The organism is Prevotella rectalis (assembly GCF_900607215.1).
Lineage (GTDB): Bacteria > Bacteroidota > Bacteroidia > Bacteroidales > Bacteroidaceae > Prevotella > Prevotella brunnea.
In genome coordinates, this window is sequence record NZ_LR027822.1 from 430,654 (window position 1) to 450,786 (window position 20,133).

The 20,133-nt window shown below is 44.9% G+C and carries 15 protein-coding genes; 10 read left to right on the forward strand and 5 right to left on the reverse strand.

Annotated features, from left to right (window positions below):
• Nucleotides 1-23 precede the first annotated feature (23 nt).
• From E0E16_RS10165 to glsA, 5 genes are all read right to left on the reverse strand, one after another.
• A complete protein-coding gene (locus E0E16_RS10165; RefSeq protein ID WP_130830213.1) occupies nt 24-1,421 on the reverse strand; it encodes an IS5 family transposase in 1,398 nt (465 codons plus the stop codon).
• Between the two features lie 193 nt (nt 1,422-1,614).
• Nucleotides 1,615-3,774 (reverse strand): helix-turn-helix domain-containing protein, encoded by a 2,160-nt coding sequence (locus tag E0E16_RS10170; protein WP_130830214.1) that lies wholly within the window; start codon nt 3,772-3,774, stop codon nt 1,615-1,617.
• A gap of 562 nt (nt 3,775-4,336) precedes the next feature.
• Nucleotides 4,337-5,755, reverse strand: a complete 1,419-nt coding sequence (locus tag E0E16_RS10175; protein ID WP_130830215.1) for an aspartate ammonia-lyase — start codon at nt 5,753-5,755, stop codon at nt 4,337-4,339.
• Nucleotides 5,756-6,643: 888 nt separating this feature from the next.
• Nucleotides 6,644-7,645 carry a glycine N(alpha)-acyltransferase GlsB gene (gene glsB, locus E0E16_RS10180; RefSeq protein WP_130830216.1) on the reverse strand — a complete coding sequence of 334 codons (1,002 nt, stop codon included), beginning with the start codon at nt 7,643-7,645 and terminating at the stop codon, nt 6,644-6,646.
• 47 nt (nt 7,646-7,692) lie between these two features.
• Nucleotides 7,693-8,511 (reverse strand): lyso-glycine lipid O-acyltransferase GlsA, encoded by an 819-nt coding sequence (glsA, locus tag E0E16_RS10185; RefSeq protein WP_130830217.1) that lies wholly within the window; start codon nt 8,509-8,511, stop codon nt 7,693-7,695.
• Nucleotides 8,512-8,775: 264 nt separating this feature from the next.
• Here glsA and mraZ point away from each other — a divergent pair, with 264 nt between their 5' ends.
• The 10 genes from mraZ (at nt 8,776) to E0E16_RS10235 (ending at nt 19,973) form a co-directional block, all read left to right on the forward strand.
• Nucleotides 8,776-9,261 carry a division/cell wall cluster transcriptional repressor MraZ gene (gene mraZ / locus E0E16_RS10190; RefSeq protein ID WP_130830218.1) on the forward strand — a complete coding sequence of 162 codons (486 nt, stop codon included), beginning with the start codon at nt 8,776-8,778 and terminating at the stop codon, nt 9,259-9,261.
• Complete coding sequence (gene rsmH / locus E0E16_RS10195; RefSeq protein ID WP_130830219.1) at nt 9,258-10,211, forward strand: 16S rRNA (cytosine(1402)-N(4))-methyltransferase RsmH; 954 nt, start codon at nt 9,258-9,260, stop codon at nt 10,209-10,211. Before mraZ ends, rsmH begins: the two co-directional genes overlap by 4 nt.
• Nucleotides 10,201-10,866 (forward strand): FtsL-like putative cell division protein, encoded by a 666-nt coding sequence (locus E0E16_RS10200; RefSeq protein WP_240048125.1) that lies wholly within the window; start codon nt 10,201-10,203, stop codon nt 10,864-10,866. Before rsmH ends, E0E16_RS10200 begins: the two co-directional genes overlap by 11 nt.
• A gap of 6 nt (nt 10,867-10,872) precedes the next feature.
• Nucleotides 10,873-13,026, forward strand: a complete 2,154-nt coding sequence (locus E0E16_RS10205) for a PASTA domain-containing penicillin-binding protein (protein WP_130830220.1) — start codon at nt 10,873-10,875, stop codon at nt 13,024-13,026.
• Nucleotides 13,027-13,071: 45 nt separating this feature from the next.
• Nucleotides 13,072-14,529: a UDP-N-acetylmuramoyl-L-alanyl-D-glutamate--2,6-diaminopimelate ligase gene (locus E0E16_RS10210; protein ID WP_130830221.1), complete on the forward strand. Its 1,458-nt coding sequence runs from the start codon at nt 13,072-13,074 to the stop codon at nt 14,527-14,529.
• A 55-nt stretch (nt 14,530-14,584) separates the two neighbouring features.
• Nucleotides 14,585-15,856: a phospho-N-acetylmuramoyl-pentapeptide-transferase gene (gene mraY / locus E0E16_RS10215; protein ID WP_130830222.1), complete on the forward strand. Its 1,272-nt coding sequence runs from the start codon at nt 14,585-14,587 to the stop codon at nt 15,854-15,856.
• Nucleotides 15,857-15,862: 6 nt separating this feature from the next.
• Nucleotides 15,863-17,194: a UDP-N-acetylmuramoyl-L-alanine--D-glutamate ligase gene (murD, locus tag E0E16_RS10220; protein ID WP_130830223.1), complete on the forward strand. Its 1,332-nt coding sequence runs from the start codon at nt 15,863-15,865 to the stop codon at nt 17,192-17,194.
• A gap of 42 nt (nt 17,195-17,236) precedes the next feature.
• Nucleotides 17,237-18,532: an FtsW/RodA/SpoVE family cell cycle protein gene (locus E0E16_RS10225; RefSeq protein WP_130830224.1), complete on the forward strand. Its 1,296-nt coding sequence runs from the start codon at nt 17,237-17,239 to the stop codon at nt 18,530-18,532.
• Between the two features lie 182 nt (nt 18,533-18,714).
• Nucleotides 18,715-19,095 (forward strand): hypothetical protein, encoded by a 381-nt coding sequence (locus E0E16_RS14445; RefSeq protein ID WP_130828438.1) that lies wholly within the window; start codon nt 18,715-18,717, stop codon nt 19,093-19,095.
• A 32-nt stretch (nt 19,096-19,127) separates the two neighbouring features.
• Nucleotides 19,128-19,973 (forward strand): IS3 family transposase, encoded by an 846-nt coding sequence (locus E0E16_RS10235; RefSeq protein ID WP_025878265.1) that lies wholly within the window; start codon nt 19,128-19,130, stop codon nt 19,971-19,973.
• Nucleotides 19,974-20,133: the final 160 nt, after the last annotated feature.

Consider the following 20,133-nt stretch of genomic DNA (forward strand, 5'->3'; position numbering starts at 1 on the left):
TAGTCGTCCCTCAAGAACTCGACTTACAACCAGCAAAAGGTATTGGATAACACCTTTGTTTCGTTAAAGTTGGAATCCACTCCTTGAATACTCCATTTTATCATAGTTCGAATAAGGCACAAAAGAAGCCGCATGGCTCTTTTGAAGTTGAATGCAGCCGCAGCGAGCATCACGTTGATGGCATCACCCAAGAGACCCTTGTAGAAGTTCCTCCCCAATCGATGATCTGCCTTGCAGTGCCCTATGACAGGCTCTATTCCTGCTCTCTTGCGGAAGAACATTTGTTTTTTCTTTTTCGTGTGTGGCGAGTCGCTTGCCTTGGGAACGCCGGGTATCATGATGTTCGTCTCTCCGCACGTTTCCTGCCCGCGATACCCTCTGTCCCCAGCGAGTCTTTTGATTTTCCTGCCATAGACCCTGCCGACCTGCTCCATTGCCTTGTCTATCGTATGACCGTCGTATTCATTGCGGAAAGATAATGCACCGACAATGAGACCATTCCACAGTCTGACAAGGGAGACTTTATTGCCGAACTCGTATTTCTTGTGGTCCTTCCCCTTGCTGATGCACAACACGTCCGGCTCATGAAGGGAGTAGATCTTGTGACCGTCCATTCTCTCGCCGTTAACAAACTTCATGCAGACCTCAATACGTTCTTGGTAAGAGTTCTCAGGGGGCAAATTCCGAACCAGCTCGCGCACCAGCCTTCCGGCGATGGTGCGCATCCGACGGTCGGCTTTCCTTACCTTGGCTGAACTGTTCTTCCTGCCACGGAAACGCTGCACAAGCTTAAGTCTCTTGATTTCCCCGGCATAGCTTTGGCGCACCTTGAGATGCTCTGCATGAGCCACGTCGCGGCAGAAACCGATGATTTTATTCAGGAGTTTCGAATCCGTGGGGAACGTGACGTTCTTCTCCTGCACGGTTGAGTCGATAAAGGCTGTCTGCTCGGTGTCGGACTTGCGTCCACGACCGTCCTTGCCGTCATTTCTGTTTTCATTCTCTTTCCGCTTGTCGTCAAGCAGCAGGTTGACCCGGATGCTCTCCTTGAGAATCAACTCCATGCCCGCCTCGCCAATGCGATGGCGGAACTCCACGAGTTCCGTCGGTACGCAAGGCTTGGCGATGGTGAAGGATTCCATTCCGCAAAAATACTGGTAGTAGGCGTTCTCCGAGAACTGTTCCACGACGCTCTCGTCCGAGACGTTGCGAATATGCTTCAGCACTATAAGACCGACCATCAGGCGGATAGGCTTGGCCATGCGTCCGTTGTCCTTACAGTACAAGGGGGCAAAGGAACGCTCAAAGGTTTCCCAATTTATCAGATTGGCAAGTTTGTACATTGGATGGGTGGGATTGAGCATGGATGCCAAGTCCCAAAACATTGATACCTGATGGGTGTTGGATGGAGATTTATACATTGTTGATTTGCAAGATTTTACCATGCAAAGATACAAAAACTTGTAGATATATACAAATAATAGAAAGGCTATTTTATTGATAATCAATAGGTTATTTACTTTTCAAGGGACGACTATTTATCCTAATTTTCCACATCGGCAAATAAGATAACCATATTATGAACAAAAGACAACAAGATGGGAATGGACAAATTTACCCTCTCGACAAGTCCTTCTCGGCAAGTGCCATTCGAATATCGCCATAGGAAACATCCTCTCTGCATATATTTTTGATGGCAGTCAGATTTGTCTCGGTATTCACTCCTTTTATAATCCTTCTCAGATAGTTCGCTTTTTCGTTGCCAACAATTTCTTCTAAGTGTATTTCTCCCGTGGCGATATATCGGCTTAAATGTCCTTGAATGGTGGAAAGCGTGAGCCCTCGTTCGTTTGCGACCGTTTCCGGGCTCTTTCCTTGTCGGAAAAGTTTGTAGGTTACAACTTGTGTTTTCTCCTTAGGTTCGGCTTTTTCCTTCCGCTCCTTTGTTTTGCGCTTTCTCTTTCCGTCTTCGGGCAGTGTGGACAAGATTGCCTCTTGCTTCGCTTTCAGATAAAGGCTCGTGGTAAATCCCGTGCGCATGATGGTTTCCAAGAGGAGCTTTTTGGCGAGATAGGTCTGCTGCAAATCAGAAAATGCGAGTTGAAAACGCTTTGTTCCCATTTTATTGTTGCTCTCCAATGATTTTGTAAGTTCCATCAAATGCTCAAACAGCTCAGTCAGTTCGCCATAGAAATAGAGTGCGCTCTTCTTAACTCGTTCCAAGAACTCCATCGAATGTAACTTATCATTGGACATTGCCGAGATAATGCCTTCCCATTTGGACGCCACGGAAAGGATACGCTCATCCAAATCAGAAAGAGCGGTCTTGTGAAGTGCCTGCACCTTGGGATATTTATGATAAAACTCTGACACTACACGAAAAAGTGCGGTTTCATCGCGTTTTATTTCCTTAAAATCAAACAGTTCAAGCAGCAGAATTCTGTAATAAGACTCTTTCAACTCGGGCAGACGTTTGATGCTTTCTCGCGATTGTTGGGTTTGGTTTCCGATGTAACTGCTTACACGTGAATCATTAATGATGGCATTTTGATCGATAGGTGATGAAAGCACCAATCCTTCCAACGTGCGACAACGGCTCAAAGCCACATAAACTTGTCCGGAAGCAAAAGCCCATTGTGCCTCGATGATGGCGTGTTGGAAGGTGAGTCCCTGACTTTTGTGAATCGTTATAGCCCACGCCAATCGCAGGGGATATTGCGTGAAAGTGCCCAATACCTCGGATTGTATTTGTTTGGTTTGCTCGTTGAGCGTGTATTTCGTGTTTTCCCATGTGTTAGACTGAACATCAATGGCTTCGGTATCTCCCGAACACAAGATTTTAATTTGCTTTTCATTGATTTCAACTATATAGCCAATGCGCCCATTGTAGTATTTTCCATCCGGATCATTGTGAATAAACATCACCTGTGCGTTACGCTTGAGCTTCAACTCATAATCTGCCGGATAATTATAATCCGGGAACTGACCGCTCGTTTCCGCCGTAAAGGTATATTCCCGGTCAGACAAGTCTCGCAGTTGGCGACGGTTGTAGTCGTGAGCCATCCGGTTATGTGTTGTGAGTCGGATGTACCCGCTATCGGGCGGTGGTGTAAAACCGGGAATATAGCGTTGGTTGAGCTGTCGAAGGTCGTCCGGCGTGGTTAGTCCGCAACGAATATGATTTAAGATAGACACGAAATTATTGTCTTGTTGCCTATAGACCTTGTTCAATTCTATGGTAACATATTGTATGTTCTTCAGAGACTGCGAACTAAAGAAGTAGGGTGTATCATAATATTTCCGCAGCAAATCCTCCTCGTTCGGACGAACCACAGGTGTGAGCTGTTGCAAATCGCCAATCATCAGCAATTGGACGCCTCCAAAGGGTTGGGTGTGATTTCTGAAACGACGAAGCACGGAATCGATTGCATCGAGTGTATCCGCTCTCACCATACTTATTTCATCGATAATAAGGAGGTCGAGTGTACGTAGAATCTTACGTTTTTCCTTGCTGAAATTGAATTTTGATTCTATCCTCGCTTCAGGAACAAAAGGAGAAAGTGGAAGTTGAAAGAACGAATGGATGGTAACGCCACCGGCGTTGATAGCTGCTACGCCCGTGGGGGCTACCACAATAATGCGCTTCTTACTGTGTTTTTTCACGACACGGAGAAAGGTTGTCTTTCCGGTGCCGGCTTTTCCGGTAAGAAAGATGCTTATTCCCGTGTGTTCCACAAAGTCCCAGGCTGTCCTCAGTTCGTCGTTTTTCTCCATTTCGCTACCTTTCTGCTTTTCGTAACAAAAGTACGGAAAATATTTGCTTCATCCAAAAATCAGGATGGATAAGAGTCCACTCACTTGACATAAAGCAATTAAACGGCATCTTTTTGGAAAAAAGGAGGGAAACGACTTGCTTCAAAAGAATTGTGGCAGTACCTTTGCATTTGAAAACAAGAAAAATAATAACATAAAGAACGAGAGCAAAGGGCTCTCAGAAAGGTAAAAAGATCATGTTTACAATATTTTTAATCGCTGCGATAGTGGTATTAACCATAGCGAAAGCTATCAACGTGAACCACGATTTGAACGCTTGAGAAAATAAAATTTAGTGGAATAATAATTGAAAAATCCCGGTATCCATCCAAACGGTGCGATACCGGGATTTTCTTGTTCGGTGTTTCATTTGTGGAACGAGGTCTAAAATCTCTAACTCCTCACCAGCGGAGCTTCGTTGTCCACAGCTTCGTTCGAGATTTGGAAAGAGTAAATCCATAAATCGTGCACACACGAGCTATGAAAGCCGTGTACACACGATTTATTACAAAAGACAATCTTTTTATTTCACTCTTTCCTCAGAACCTAACATGTGTTCCGGAGAGAGTATCTTATCGAGCTGTTCCTTAGAAAGAACATTCTGTTTCAGTATGAGATCATAAACAGAAGCTCCTGTTTCCAAAGCTTCTTTGGCAATCTTCGTACTGTTCTTATATCCGATATATGGGTTGAGTGCCGTTACGATGCCAATAGAATGTTTAACCATTTCGCTGGTGTGCTCCGCATTTACGGTGATACCGTCGATACACTTCTCGCGAAGGGTATTCATCGCGTTGGTCATCCATGTAATATCCTCTGTCAGACATTGCATGATGATTGGCTCCATCACGTTCAACTGTAACTGACCGGCTTCAGCTGCCATCATGATAGTTGTATCGTTGCCCATCACTTTGAAACAAGTCTGATTGGTTACTTCAGGTATTACCGGATTAACCTTACCCGGCATGATGCTTGAACCCGGTGCCATCGGTGGCAGGTTGATTTCATGAAGGCCACAACGCGGACCCGAAGCCATCAAGCGAAGATCGTTGCAAATCTTAGACAATCGTATTGCCAAATGCTTCATTGCCTGGCTATAGCCAACATAGTCGCCGGTGTCGGGTGTGGCAGCAACAAGATCTTTTGCAGGTTTGAATTCCATACCTGTCAGTTCGGAAAGTTTCTTAGCGCAGATTTCCGGGAAGCCGGGAGCAGCGTTCAAGCCTGTTCCGATAGCCGTTCCACCCATATTGATTTCGTGAAGCAATGCGGCAGCATCGTTTAAATTCTTGATTTCATTTTCCAATGTGTTGGCAAAAGCATTAAATTCCTGTCCCGCAGTCATGGGAACGGCATCCTGCAACTGTGTGCGTCCCATCTTAATAACGCTCTTGAACTCTTCCCCTTTGGCACGGAAGGAAGCCACAAGTTTTGTCAATGCCTCAACAAGCGTTTTGTTCATGCGAATCAACGCCAAACGAATGGTCGTTGGATAAGCATCGTTGGTGGACTGACCACAATTGGCATGATCGTTGGGAGCGCAATACTTGTGTTCGCCTTTCTTATGACCGAGTATTTCGCAAGCACGATTTGCAATCACCTCATTGGCATTCATATTCACGGAAGTGCCCGCACCGCCCTGAACCATGTCGGTAACGAAATCTTCATGGAACTTGCCATCGATGATTTCACGACAAGCCTGTGCCATGGCGTCGCAAATTTCATCGTTGATTTCTCCAAGTTCGCGATTCGTTTCGGAAGCAGCCAGTTTCACATAAGCAGCCGCGATGACATAATCGGGATAATCACACATTCTCATGGTTGAGATTTTGTAATTATTCACTGCGCGCTGAGTCTGCACTCCATAGTAGGAATCAGCCGGAACCTGAAGTTCTCCAAGAAGGTCGCTTTCTATACGAAAAGCCTTTTCTTTGTTGTCCATAACTTTTTAATTTAAGATTAAGTTTTATTTATAAATCAAATATTCATTATTCAATCGTTCAACTTGCTCCTTTGCGAGTGCGAAAGAAGCAAGTGAGCGAATCATTATCATCAATTATTCCGCATATACCAAGTTCTACTCCTCTCTCGCGCCTCAAAGAAGATGGGTGTCAAGACGATGGGCAGTTCTTTGGCAACAAGGGTTGATGGCATCGTTGTTAATTCGTCCTATATACTTTGCAAAAGTAGCCATTTATTATAGGGATAAATAAGAATTTATGAGAATTGTCCTCCTCATTAACTTACTTTAACTTCAGGCTGTAATTTCAAAATCTGTAATGCTTACAAAACAGAGTGCGATTACTTGCAAATGAAGCCCCTTGAAAGGGTATCAAGTGCATTTTAGAAATTATCATCCAAAGATAATTAATGATTGTGAACTTTTTTTACAAACAGTCGCAAATCATGGGCATATTTTCGTTTCAAAGAATATCTGCCCACAAATAACACAATGGTTGGCAATTAAGCTAATCAATTGATTAACTGTACAATATGAGCATACCGAAAGATTTACTCTGAGCGAATATGCTTTAATTAATGCAGTTTTTAACACAAAAGGCTAAGCTTTTGTGTTTTAATAGCTAAGCTTTCGGATTGCAAAAGCTTAGCTTTCGAATTGCAATAAGTGTGCTTTTGCAAAAAAGGCCCGATAAAAGCGAAAAAACATGTTTCTTTTTGGCAGAAAAGAGCAACCGTTTGGCTCTATTTTTTCTAAAACCGCATTTTTTGAAAGCATTATTTTTGGTTATTTATCTTTACAAAAAGGCATCTAAAGTTTCATGGGGTAGAAAATTATGGAGCGGCATAAGGTGAGAGACGGACAGAATAATCAATTCACATGTCCCTTGTCGCGATAAATAACGTTATTCGCGCCACTTGTGATGTGCAACACTTCCGGATGATCCTTCACGAAGCTTTCGATATGTCGGATGCGTTTCTCTTCAAAAATTTCGTCCACGGCAATCAAGATACCGGTTTCTTCCACTTCGCCAAAGCCGTAATTGATGGCGGTTCCGAAAAGTCGCATCGTGGGAGAGAGGTTCATGTAAGCATTCACCAATGGCGGAATGTTGTAGCCCAATTGTCGAATTTGCCGATTTAGGATACGGTAGTCCTCCTTGAAATTATCTCCGGCAAACAAACCCTCAAATTCTTCCTCCGGAGTATCAATTTTCAACGGTTTTATCGGGATAATCAGGTTGTCTTTATCTCCAAAATATTTTCTCAGGAAGTAGAGTATCATGTCGCGTCCGCGTCGGATATAGGACGGATACATTGTCATTTTTCCAAAGTAATACTTACATTCTGGATTGAGCACCATCAAAGCTCCCAACCCATCCCAAAGGTTATCCAAAGCGAAAATGCTCTTGCTGTTTTTCCTGCCGTTTTGGTATTCAAGCGAAACGAATGAGCGTCCCAGTTCCACGGTGTAAGGAGCAAATTCCTTCATGAACTTCTCCGAGAAATGGAACATGTGACTTGTCGCGACAACCGGCTGCCCATTGGGTTGTAAATGCCAATCTGAGCCGAAGATATATCTGTACCCCCCGATGATTTCCTCCATTTCCGGATTCCAAACAATCAATTGCTTGCAGCCATCGGGCATCAAGTCGAATTCATCAATGTCTTTCGCTTTCCCGGTTCCGCCCCCGGCACTGCGAAACGCTATTTCTCTGAGTCGCCCTATTTCATCCATCAAATGGGGCGCCTCGACAGCGGATGCCACATAAATTTCGTTATGACTCTTGTTTGTCGCCCGAAGCAATCTATCCGGGGTGAGTTCGCTCTTGAGGAGTTCTTTATTTACAGGCTGAATTATCTCTTCTTCCATATCCATCATGATTATTTTTATAGCAGCCGGTTTCCCTCGCTGCATTATCAGGCAAGTTCATAGACTTTACTTCTTACAAATTGTGCCCATTCCATCGGTGTTTTGCTCTTATCGAATGTCTGCCATGGAATAGGCTTACCTATGGAAATCTTAAATGTTTTTCCTACATTTTTATACATCTCATCCACGAGGAAGAGCATTGCTATATTCACTTTCCTGAGGTATTTATCGCTGAAATGCGCTATTCTATAGAACCGCTCCGAGTTTTGCCCACTGAAATGAATCGGAACTACGTCGCGTTGGGTCTCCACACTTTTGGAAATAAAGGTCTTTTTCCAAGGCAAATCCTGTATCTTTCCGTTGATTTTCCGACTGTTCAGCCCTGCCGGGAACATCAGCATGTGATTATCGCTTGCAAAGCCCACCTCTACCATCCGTGGAAAATCCCTGCTTTGTTTGCCCGTTTTATTGATTCCGATGCTCACCGGTTTTAATCCGGGAAGATTGAGCAACAAGTCATTTACCAAATAACGAAACTTCCCATCATAATGTTGTCCTATTATCGAGCCTAAAGCCACTCCGTCCTGCCCTCCCAAAGGATGATTGGAAACAAAAGTATATAATTTACCATCGTTCTTTGCAGGCAGATTGTCCATTCCTTCCAATTTCAACGTCATGTCAAGGTAGCGAACACACTCGTTTAACCATTCCGTACCTGACTTATCGCGACTTTTCCACAAAAAGTCATTCACCTCGTCTTCGTGTATGATGTGTTTTAACCAATTCACCGCAAAGCAAGGCACGTATTTGGCTCTCGTACCCATCTTGTCGGCAAGGATTTTGTCCACCTCGATGGTTTTTTCCATTTTCGTTCTTTGAACTTAATAATAACTTACTGAATGCAAAAATAACGAAACCTTTTGAAATAAATGGCGATTTCTCAAAGAAAATGTAAAAAATTCACAACTTTGACATAAGATTTACCAAGATATTTAAATTACAAGAAGATTTCTCAAGCTGTTAAAAATCATAAAAAACCAACTTTTCGACAAATATCGTGGCGTACAGTGGGGATATGTGGGGAATTTTGTATAACTTTGAACCGAATTTCAATTATTAAATAAGTACGCATGCGGTTTTTAGGAAGTACGGAAGCAAAAATAGATGTCAAAGGACGGGCTTTTCTCCCCGCCGGATTTCGCAAGGTATTGGGCACTTTCGGAACTGATTCGCTCATTCTCCGAAAAGATGTCTTTCAGGATTGCCTTGTGCTTTATCCCGAATGCGTATGGAATGAAATGTTGGATTGCCTGCGCCAAAAACTGAACCGTTGGAACAAGCGCGACCAAATGGTCTATCGACAGTTTGTATCCGATGTAGAAATGATCACACTTGATGGCAACGGACGCTTTCTGATTCCGAAACGTTACATAAAAATGGCGCATATAGAGCAGAGCATACGGTTCATCGGCATGGATGACTGCATTGAATTGTGGAGCACCGACAACCCAAGCCGGTTCTTAAACGCCGACGACTTCTCAAAGGCAATGGAAGACACGATGGGGAAAACAATAGGTGCGGATAACGAAACGACAAAAACCAATCGCGCGGAATGATAAAGACCGCAGCCACATATCACGTTCCCGTCTTGCTAAAAGAAAGCATTGATGGTTTGAACATTCACCCCGAAGGCATCTATGTTGATGTTACTTTCGGCGGTGGGGGACATAGCAGAGAAATTCTCTCTCGACTGAGCGAAAAAGGACACCTCTTCAGCTTCGACCAAGATGCCGATGCGGAAGAAAATATTAAGACGCTGAGCGACTTAAGGGAGATGCCGAAAAACTTTACGTTTGTCCGATCAAACTTCAGATACCTCAGAAACTGGATGCAGTATTATGGCATTGAACGGATAGACGGACTGTTAGGCGACTTAGGGGTGAGCAGCCACCACTTCGATGATGAAGAACGAGGGTTCTCTTTCAGATTCGATGCACCACTCGACATGAGAATGAACAAACGCGCGGGCAGGACGGCTGCCGATATCCTTGAGAATTACAAAGAAGAAGAGCTTGCCAACATTTTCTATCTCTACGGAGAACTGAGAAACTCAAGACAAATTGCAGCGGCAGTGATGGAGAATAGACAAAAAAATCCCATACGTACAACCAAAGACTTTCAAGCCGTAGTAGAACCATTGTTCAGGAAAGAGCGTGGGAAGAAAGAAACGGCAAAACTCTTCCAAGCCCTGCGCATAGAAGTAAATCATGAGATGGACGCGCTCCGTGAGATGCTCGAAGCCGCAAAAGACCTATTGCGCCCCGGAGGCAGGCTCAGCGTAATCACCTATCACTCTCTGGAAGACAGGCTGGTAAAAAACATCATGAAATCCGGAAACATCGAGGGAAAGATAAAGAAAGACTTTTATGGGAATGTCGATGCCCCCTTCCGCCTCATCAACAACAAAATCATTGCTCCGAGCAAAGAAGAACAAGCCATCAACCCACGAAGCAGAAGCGCAAAACTGAGAATCGCTGAAAAGATGCCAAATGAACATGAAGGATAAAAACATCGGAAAGACACCGGCAACCACCGAACAAGGGTTCGAGGGAAATGCTGTTGAAAAGATGCCCGACGCTGAAATGGACGCCGCGCTCAGACTATCGTTAGATACCGATGTACAAGAAGGCATCAAGTTGGAAATCAACGAAAAGACAGAAGCCGAGGACGAAACTTCGAATAGCCGGCAAGGGGGGAAACTTCACGAAGCAGAAGACGCGAAAGAAAAAGTCAAAAAAGAAGCAGAAGAAAAAGAAAGAGAGAGAATAGAACAGGAGAGAGAAACGCTTAAAGCTGCCATTGCGGAACAGGCGCGAGAAGACGAGCAACCGGCTTCTGCCAACTTCACATTGAAAAAGATCTTGGGTGGCGACATTTTATATGCCCATCTGCTGCGGAATAATATATGGCTGATTATACTCATGGTGGCTTTCATCATCGTTTATATATCCAATCGATACAGCGTACAAAAAGATTTAATCGAGATAGACCGATTGACGTTAGAGCTCGAGGATGCCAAATATCGGGCTTTGTCCAGCAGCAGCCAGCTGACAGAGAGGACGCGAGAAAGCCACGTGTTAGAGATACTAAAGACAAACAAGGACAGCGTGCTGAAAATGTCATCTCGTCCACCGTTCATCATCAATGTACCAGAAGATTAAGAAGATATGAGCAAATTCAATAACAGAAAAATCATTCCCCGGTACAGCGTCATCGCCATCGTAATGGTGCTTTGCTCAATAAGCATACTCGGCAAAGCGGTCTATACCATGACCGTAAAACGAAATTATTGGATGGAAGTATCGGAGAAACAGAAAAAAGACAGCGTTCCCATAATTCCCACGCGCGGAAACATTCTCAGTGCCGATGGGGAGCTTATGGCAAGCTCGTTGCCGGAATTTAAAATATACATGGACTTCGATGCCTTAAAAAAGGCAGGAAACGACACAGCTTTCATGGATAGCATCAACTTCATCGCAAATGGTTTGAACGAACTATTCCCGGAGAAACCGGCATTGAGTTTCAAGAAAGAATTGATGGAAGCAATGGAAGCGAACCGACGCCACTTCCCCATCTATGGGAAACGCATTGACTACAATACATTCAAGGAGGTACAGAAACTCCCCATATTCCACCTTTCTATATATAAGAGCGGATTCCATTGGGAGGAATTCAATGCACGCAGACGACCATTCGGATCGTTAGCGAAACGCACCGTGGGCGACCTTTATGGCGCGAAAGATACGGCAAGATGCGGACTGGAACTTTATTACGACAAGATTCTTCGCGGAACTGACGGAATAAAGCATCGCAGAAAAGTAAGAAACAAGTTTCTTGATATCACCGACACACCACCTATCGACGGCGCCGACATCGTTACGACAATAGACGTGGGGATGCAAGACCTTGCCGAGCGTGCTCTCGTAAACGAATTGAAAGACATCAATGCCAACGTGGGTGTGGCAATTGTCATGGAGGTGGCAACCGGAGACATCAAAGCCATCGTAAATCTCGACAAGTGCGATGATGGCGAATACCGCGAAATCAAGAATCATGCGGTAAGCGACTTACTGGAACCGGGTTCTGTTTTCAAGACAGCTTCCATCATGGTTGCACTTGATGAAGGTGTAACCGACACTACATACATGGTGGAAACAGGTGGTGGCGTATGGAATATGTACGGTCGCGACATGAAAGATCACAATTGGCGACGCGGAGGTTATGGCACACTTATGCTGCCGTGGACACTAAAGTACAGTTCCAACGTGGGGGTAAGTCGCATCATCGATATGCACTATCACAAAAACCCGGAAAAGTTCGTAAAAGGGATTTACAAATTGGGATTGGCAGACGATCTGAAAATCCCCATCATCGGCTATTCCCCCGCCATCATTCGAATGCCACATAAGAACAAACATAACCAATACACCAATTGGAGTGCAACGGCATTGCCATGGATGAGCATTGGTTATGAAACGCAAGTACCCCCAATTTCCACGCTTACTTTCTACAATGCCATTGCCAACAACGGAAAAATGGTGAGACCGCGTTTCGTAAAACAGGTGGTAAAAAATGGAGAAGTACTCATAGATTATCCGCCACAGGTAGTACGCGAAAGCATAGCGAAAGAATCCACGATTACGCAAATTCAGCGAATACTGACCGAAGTGGTTTCAGAGGGATTAGGTAAGCGTGCCGGTTCGGACAAATTTGCAGTAGCCGGAAAAACCGGTACGGCACAGATGTCGAAAGGAGCACTGGGGTATAAATCCGGGGTTACCAACTATCTGCTGAGCTTTGCCGGTTATTTCCCCGCCGACAACCCACGGTACAGTTGCATTGTCTGCATTCAGAAATCGGGACTACCTGCTTCCGGAGGCGGAATGAGTGGTTTGGTATTCCATAACATTGCTGAAGGCATCATGGCACAGAGCTTAAAACTCAGCGTTACGGATGCAAAGGACTCCTTGTCGAGCCTCATCCCAACCGTAAAATTGGGGAATCTGCTTGCAACGGACTATGTGCTCAACAGTTTAGGCTTCAACGTCAAGAATGGTTGGAACGGTGCTTATCCGTTCGGAGCGCCAATTTGGGGAAGCATGGAAAGCGACAAAAACGGCATGAGACTTACCCGGCAACCCACAAACGCAAGCAATTCGATGCCCGACGTCCGCGGAATGGGAGCCAGAGATGCTGTTTTTATGCTGGAAAAGAAAGGATTAAAAGTGAGAATCAACGGCAGGGGGAAAGTACTCAGGCAGTCGATTGGAACCGGAGAAAAGATAAGAAAAGGAATGGTTTGTGTGTTATCGCTCGGATAATCAACACACGCTATTTCAAAAAAGATATAGTTAAAGATGAAAACTATGAAACTACATGATTTACTGAAGTCTGTAAGACCCCTGAACATAAAGGGAAAAGATGATGTCGAGATTACAGGCATCAACATTGACAGTCGCAAAATAGAGAAAGGTCAGATGTTCATTGCCGTAAAAGGCACGCAAACGGATGGGCATCGCTTCATTTCAAAGGCAATAGAGTTGGGAGCTACGGCTGTTTTGTTGGAAGACATGCCCGAAAAGCCTGCCGACAATGTAACCTACATTCAAGTAAAATCCACTGAAGAAGCCGTTGGCAATGTGGCGACAACGTTCTACGGAAATCCATCGCGCAAGCTCAAGCTGGTGGGAGTAACGGGAACGAACGGAAAAACGACCATAGCGACATTGTTATACCATATGTTTCGGAAATTCGGAGCAAAGACCGGACTCATATCAACAGTGTGCAACTACATTGACGATGTGGAAGTACCTGCCGACCACACCACTCCGGATCCCATAGAACTCAATCAACTATTGCAAAAGATGGTGGAAGCCGGCTGTGAATACGCCTTCATGGAGTGTTCCAGTCATGCCATTCACCAAAGACGGATAGGCGGATTGAAATTCACGGGTGGGTTGTTCACCAATCTTACCAGAGATCATCTTGATTATCACAAGACTTTTGAGAATTATCGAAACGCCAAGAAAATGTTTTTCGATGAATTACCAAAAGACGCCTTTGCCATTACCAACGCAGATGATAAGAACGGAATGGTAATGGTTCAGAATTGCAAGGCAAAAATCAAAACCTATTCCATCAAGCGAATGGCGGATTTCCGCGCAAAAATACTCGAAAGTCATTTTGAAGGCATGTACCTTGAGATTGACGGCAAGGAAGTGGGTGTGCAATTTATCGGAAAGTTCAACGTGAGCAATCTGCTCGCGGTTTATGGATGCGCAATCATGTTGGGCAAACAGCCCGATGACATACTATTGGCTCTCAGCACCTTGAAGAGCGTTAATGGCAGGTTGGAACCCATCAACTCACCTGAAGGCATTACCGCCGTGGTGGATTACGCTCACACGCCGGACGCATTGGAAAACGTGTTGATGGCAATCCATGACGTACTTGACGGTAAAGGTGGAAAGGTGATTACCGTATGTGGTGCCGGAGGCAACCGCGATAAGGGAAAACGACCACTAATGGCGGTAGAAGCCGTGAGACGGAGCGACAAAGTCATTCTCACCAGCGACAATCCGAGAGACGAAGATCCACAAGTCATTATCGATGACATGCTGGAAGGGCTTGACAACACCCAGAAGAAAAAAGTAATCAGCATCACAGACCGGCGCGAAGCCATTCGCACGGCATGTATGATGGCAGAGAAAGGAGACGTTATTCTCATTGCCGGCAAGGGACACGAGACCTATCAGGAAATCAAGGGTGTGAAACATCACTTCGATGACCACGAGATAGTAAAGGAGATATTCGGCACTAAATAGCTCTCTCGAAAAAAAGAAGCAAAAAAGCAGTCATAAACAAAAAGACAAAGATATTATGTTGTACTACATCTTCCGTTGGCTCGATCATTTTGGCATCAGCGGTTCCCACCTATGGGGCTACATCAGTTTCCGCGCCATACTGGCGTTGATACTGGCATTGGTAATATCCGCATGGTTTGGTGAAAAGTTTATTAAATACTTGAAGAGCAAACAAATCACCGAAACCCAACGCGACGCGAGCATTGACCCTTTTGGCATTAACAAAATTGGTGTTCCATCTATGGGAGGAATTATCATTATTATGGCTTTGCTCATCCCGGTATTGTTGCTTGGCCGCCTACGCAACATCTATCTCATCCTAATGGTTATCACCACAATTTGGCTGGGATTCCTCGGTGGCATGGACGATTACATAAAGATATTCAAACACAATAAAGAAGGGCTGAAAGGGAAGTACAAGATTATCGGACAGTTTACCATTGGTTTGATAGTCGGGCTGGTTTTGTGGGCTTCTCCTGATGTTAAGGCTAACATCAATGTAGAAGTGAGCAATAAAAACGACAAGGAGATTGTGGTGAAACACAAAGATGAAGCCGAAAAGACGCTCAAGACAACAATACCCTTTATCAAGAATCACAATCTTGATTATTCCGGGATTATGTCGTTTTGCGGTAAGCACAAAACCGCTGCCGGTTGGATATTGTTTGTCATTATGACCATCTTTGTGGTTACGGCAGTTTCCAACGGTGCCAATCTCAATGACGGAATGGATGGGATGTGCGCGGGAAACTCAGCCATCATCGGGGTTGCGCTGGGCATATTGGCATACGTCAGCAGTCATATAGAATATGCGGCTTATCTAAATATCATGTACATTCCCGACTCCGAAGAATTGGTAGTGTTCTTCATGGCATTCATCGGTGCGCTGATAGGTTTCCTTTGGTACAACGCTTATCCCGCGCAAGTGTTCATGGGCGACACCGGAAGCCTTACCATCGGTGGCATCATAGCTGTCGGAGCCATCATCATCCACAAAGAATTGTTATTACCCATCCTCTGCGGAATTTTCTTTGTGGAAAGTCTGAGCGTGATTATTCAAGTATATTACTTCAAGACGGGAAAACGCAAAGGCATTAAGCGTCGCATATTCAAGCGTACTCCCATTCACGACAATTTCCGCACACAAGAGAGTCAGTTAGATCCGGAGTGCACTTATCTGATAAAGACGCCCCACTCTGCCATTCATGAGAGCAAGATAACCATTCGTTTTTGGATCATTACCATCATTCTTGCCGCACTGACCATTATAACATTGAAGATAAGATAGAAGAATATGAATAGAATAGTTGTTTTAGGAGCAGGAGAAAGCGGTGCAGGTGCCGCCATACTCGCAAAGGTCAAGGGCTTCGATGTGTTTGTATCGGATATGGCTTCGATAAAGGACAAATACAAAACGATGTTGAACGACCACAACATTGAGTGGGAAGAGGGACATCATACTGAGGAGAAGATTCTCAATGCCGACGAGGTGATCAAGAGCCCGGGCATTCCGAAAGAAGCACCGATGATACAGAAACTTATCAAACAAGGTACACACATCATCAGCGAAATAGAATTTGCCGGGCGATACACCGATTCCAAGATGATTTGTATCACGGGAAGCAACGGCAAGACCACGACAACAAGTCTGATATATCACATCTTCAAAGACGCAGGTTACGATGTCGGGCTTGCAGGTAACATCGGAAGGAGTCTGGCTTTACAAATTGCCGAAGACCCACACGAATATTATATCATAGAGTTGAGTAGCTTTCAACTCGACAACATGTACGATTTCCGTGCGAACATCGCCATTTTGCTCAACATAACTCCCGACCATCTTGATCGTTACGAATACAAGTTTGAGAACTATGCCGATGCAAAAATGCGCATCATCAGAAACCAAACCAAAGACGACAGCTTCATTTATTGGAACGACGACCCCGTTATCAAGAAAGAGTTGGAGAAGTTCGATGTGAAAGCCGTACAATATCCATTCTCCGAACTCAAGGAGAAAGGTAGCATTGGATACATCGAGGAAGGGCAATACACGATAGAAAAGCCCACTCCTTTCAACATGGAGCAGGAGGCTCTCTCGCTAACGGGGAAACATAACATTTATAATTCTTTGGCCGCGGGCATTGCCTCAAATATCAGTGGCATAAGAAAAGAGAGCATACGCAAGAGTTTAAGCGACTTCCCCGGTGTGGAACACAGATTGGAAAAGGTGTGTAAGGTGGCCGGCGTGCAATACATCAACGACTCGAAAGCCACCAATGTGGACGCCTGCTGGTATGCGCTCGAGAGCATGAGAACGCCCACCATCCTCATTATCGGAGGCAAAGACAAGGGGAACGACTACAATGCCATCAAGGACTTGGTGAAAAAGAAGTGCGTGGGATTGGTTTATTTAGGTGCCGACAACAAGAAGTTGCACGACAACTTCGATTCTCTCGGCATACCCATTCGCGACACTCATTCCATGAAAGAATGTGTAAAGGCTTGTTACGACATGGCAAAAGCAGGCGACACCGTATTGTTGAGTCCATGCTGTGCCAGCTTCGACCTTTTCAAGAACATGGAAGATCGTGGCGATCAGTTCAAGTCGCTGGTAAAAGCACTTTAAGAACTACAAACAACAAGTGAGAAAAATCTCTTATCAACATCAATGAACAATAGGTCGATTAACAACATATTCAAAGGCGACAAGGTCATCTGGATGGTCTTCTTCTTTCTTTGTATCATAAGCATCATCGAGGTGTACTCTGCCTCAAGTTCCTTATCCTACAAAGGCGGAAACTATTGGAATCCCATCCTCAAGCATGTCGGTACATTGACCGTGGGCTGGTTCATGATGATTGTAGTCATGAACATAAAGTGTCGTTACTTCAAACTCGCCACACCCATCTTGCTCTTCGCCTCTTTTATCTTATTGATATGGGTTTGGCTGGCAGGAGAAACCACCAACGGAGCCAATCGCTGGATATCGTTCTTAGGCATACAATTCCAACCATCGGAATTGGGAAAAGGTGCGCTCGTGCTTGCCATCTCACAAATCTTAAGTGCCATGCAGACCGACAAAGGAGCTGACAAGAAAGCGTTTCGTTTCATCCTCATCGTGTCGGCTTTCATCATTGGCCCGATTGTTTTCGAGAATTTATCCACGGCGATGCTCATATCGCTAACGGTGCTATTGATGATGTTCGTGGGACGAGTCCCCTTGAAGCAAATAGGAAAACTGCTTGGTGTATGTGCGTTATTCGCGGTGTTCTGCTTTGCCTTAATCATGTTGGTGGGGAACAACGAGGCTGCAACAAATCCGAAACAAACCCTCACAGAGCAGACTATACAGGAAACACAGAAAGAAGAAGGTACCATCGACAAGCTCTTCCACCGCGCCGACACATGGAAAGCTCGCATATACAAATTTTTCGACAATAAATATGTTGCGCCAAAAGACTTCGACTTGGATAAAGACGCTCAAGTGGGACACGCCAACATCGCCATTGCCTCTTCGAATGTTGTGGGCAAAGGTCCCGGCAACTCCACCGAACGCGACTTCCTGTCGCAGGCATTCTCTGACTTCATCTATGCCATCATCATCGAGGAAACGGGCATCGTGGGCGCGGCGTTAGTGGCACTGCTCTATATCGTGCTACTCTTCAGAACAGGCAAAATAGCCAACAAATGCGAAAATTCCTTTCCGGCTTTTCTTGCCATGGGCATCTCATTCCTGTTGGTAACTCAGGCACTGTTCAATATGGCGGTTGCCGTAGGTCTGGCACCCGTAACCGGACAGCCACTTCCACTCATCAGCAAAGGTGGAACATCAACCATCATCAACTGCATTTACATTGGAGCACTGCTCAGCATCAGCCGATTTGCCAAACAGAGGGCGGGAGACACGAGAAATGTCTCAACACCTTCCAATAACATCTCCGAACAAACAATTGCTCACACATAAAGAATCGGATGTTTTACCGCCAAAGGCGAGCATTCGCAATGACAATTTATTATCACCCGGGACACAGGAGAAAATTAGCAAACAGAAAGAGAAAGAAGGGCTCATTTTTCCCACTGATTATCAAACATGTCTTATACGGATTTAGCTTGTCACAATTCTGACTATAAAAAAAGTAAGAAATTATGACAAAACGTAAAACCCCGCGCGAATTTTCGTATTCGTTCAAGCTGCAAGTGTTAATCGATTATTATTCTAGCGGTGCTTCTCAAGCGTCCATATTGCGTAAGTGGAATGTGTCTAGTGGTTCAATGTTCCAATGGCTGAAACGTTGGCCCGTTGATTCAAAATCGTTATCTTTGCCCTCGGAAGTAATCCAGAGGTATCGTATGGCTCATAAAGAAACGAATTTGACAGACAATGAGATATTGCGCCAGAAGATAGTGAACCTCCAACACGCATTGTCTTTGGAGAAGATGCGCAGCCGTGCCTATGAGAAACTCATAGAGATAGCCGAATCCGAGGAGGGTATCAGCATCTTAAAAAAAGATGGTGCCAAACAGTAACGGCGCTGCGTGAGGAGTTTCCCGGTGTATCCGTGGAATTCCTCTGTGGGCTGTTTGGCAAGAAACGCCAGTGGTATTACGCAAGCAGCAAGCTTGTGATTTCTGAGCGGCAAAGGCGTAAACTGATAGTTGACAATGTACTCTACTATCGTGCCTGCTGTCCCGGGATAGGCGGTGTGAAACTGCACGTCCTCCTCAAGTCGGAGCTAGGTGAAGATGTTACTCATGGTCGCGACTCCTTCTTAAAACTACTTGCTTCAGAAGGACTTATGCTTCCCAAGAACAAGCGAAGACGTACAACGGACTCCAATCATCCTTATAGGAAGTATCCTAATCTTGTACAAGGTGTTACGGCAATGTATGCTAACCACATTTGGGCAGCCGACATAACCTACGTTTGGATTTACGGCAACGTCCTGTACCTCCATCTCATTACAGATGTTTACTCACATGCTGTCATAGGCTGGTGCTTATCCGAAACCATGGAGGCTATAAATACGAAGGAGGCATTGCTAATGGCAGTTAAGGCAGCCGGAGGAGGCAACCTCTGCGGAACGATACACCACTCTGACAGAGGTTCGCAATACGCCTGCCACCTATATGTTGAAACTCTTATGTGCCACCATATCAGGGTTAGTATGACAGAACGGTACAATCCTACGGACAATCCTGTGGCGGAAAGGACGAATGGAACCTTTAAGGTTGAGTGGATTTACCAGCAGGAGATGTACCGAGATTATGACCAGGCCAATATGGAAATCTCCAAGGCAATAGCCTTCTACAACAACAGACGACCGCATATGAGCATAGGAATGAAATGTCCGATGGATGTCTATAGAGGCGAACAGCCCGGGAGAAATCTTTGGAAAAAGAGATAAATGCTTGCAAAAAAGAAAAATATAACGTATCTTTGGAACGCCGAAAATATGGCGAACGACGGTCTTATGCCATCTTCACCAAAGGTCCCAGGGGGCATCGAGCCCCCTAAGACCTTGCCGAAAATATGACGGAACTTAGGTGTTGTCCATCTTCTTTTAT

Bases quoted from the DNA above. Each gene is read 5' to 3' on its own strand.
- E0E16_RS10165 (WP_130830213.1), bottom strand. From the start codon at position 1,421: ATGTATAAATCTCCATCCAACACCCATCAGGTATCAATGTTTTGGGAC.
- E0E16_RS10170 (WP_130830214.1), bottom strand. From the start codon at position 3,774: ATGGAGAAAAACGACGAACTGAGGACAGCCTGGGACTTTGTGGAACAC.
- E0E16_RS10175 (WP_130830215.1), bottom strand. From the start codon at position 5,755: ATGGACAACAAAGAAAAGGCTTTTCGTATAGAAAGCGACCTTCTTGGA.
- glsB (WP_130830216.1), bottom strand. From the start codon at position 7,645: ATGGAAGAAGAGATAATTCAGCCTGTAAATAAAGAACTCCTCAAGAGC.
- glsA (WP_130830217.1), bottom strand. From the start codon at position 8,511: ATGGAAAAAACCATCGAGGTGGACAAAATCCTTGCCGACAAGATGGGT.
- mraZ (WP_130830218.1), top strand. From the start codon at position 8,776: ATGCGGTTTTTAGGAAGTACGGAAGCAAAAATAGATGTCAAAGGACGG.
- rsmH (WP_130830219.1), top strand. From the start codon at position 9,258: ATGATAAAGACCGCAGCCACATATCACGTTCCCGTCTTGCTAAAAGAA.
- E0E16_RS10200 (WP_240048125.1), top strand. From the start codon at position 10,201: ATGAAGGATAAAAACATCGGAAAGACACCGGCAACCACCGAACAAGGG.
- E0E16_RS10205 (WP_130830220.1), top strand. From the start codon at position 10,873: ATGAGCAAATTCAATAACAGAAAAATCATTCCCCGGTACAGCGTCATC.
- E0E16_RS10210 (WP_130830221.1), top strand. From the start codon at position 13,072: ATGAAACTACATGATTTACTGAAGTCTGTAAGACCCCTGAACATAAAG.
- mraY (WP_130830222.1), top strand. From the start codon at position 14,585: ATGTTGTACTACATCTTCCGTTGGCTCGATCATTTTGGCATCAGCGGT.
- murD (WP_130830223.1), top strand. From the start codon at position 15,863: ATGAATAGAATAGTTGTTTTAGGAGCAGGAGAAAGCGGTGCAGGTGCC.
- E0E16_RS10225 (WP_130830224.1), top strand. From the start codon at position 17,237: ATGAACAATAGGTCGATTAACAACATATTCAAAGGCGACAAGGTCATC.
- E0E16_RS14445 (WP_130828438.1), top strand. From the start codon at position 18,715: ATGACAAAACGTAAAACCCCGCGCGAATTTTCGTATTCGTTCAAGCTG.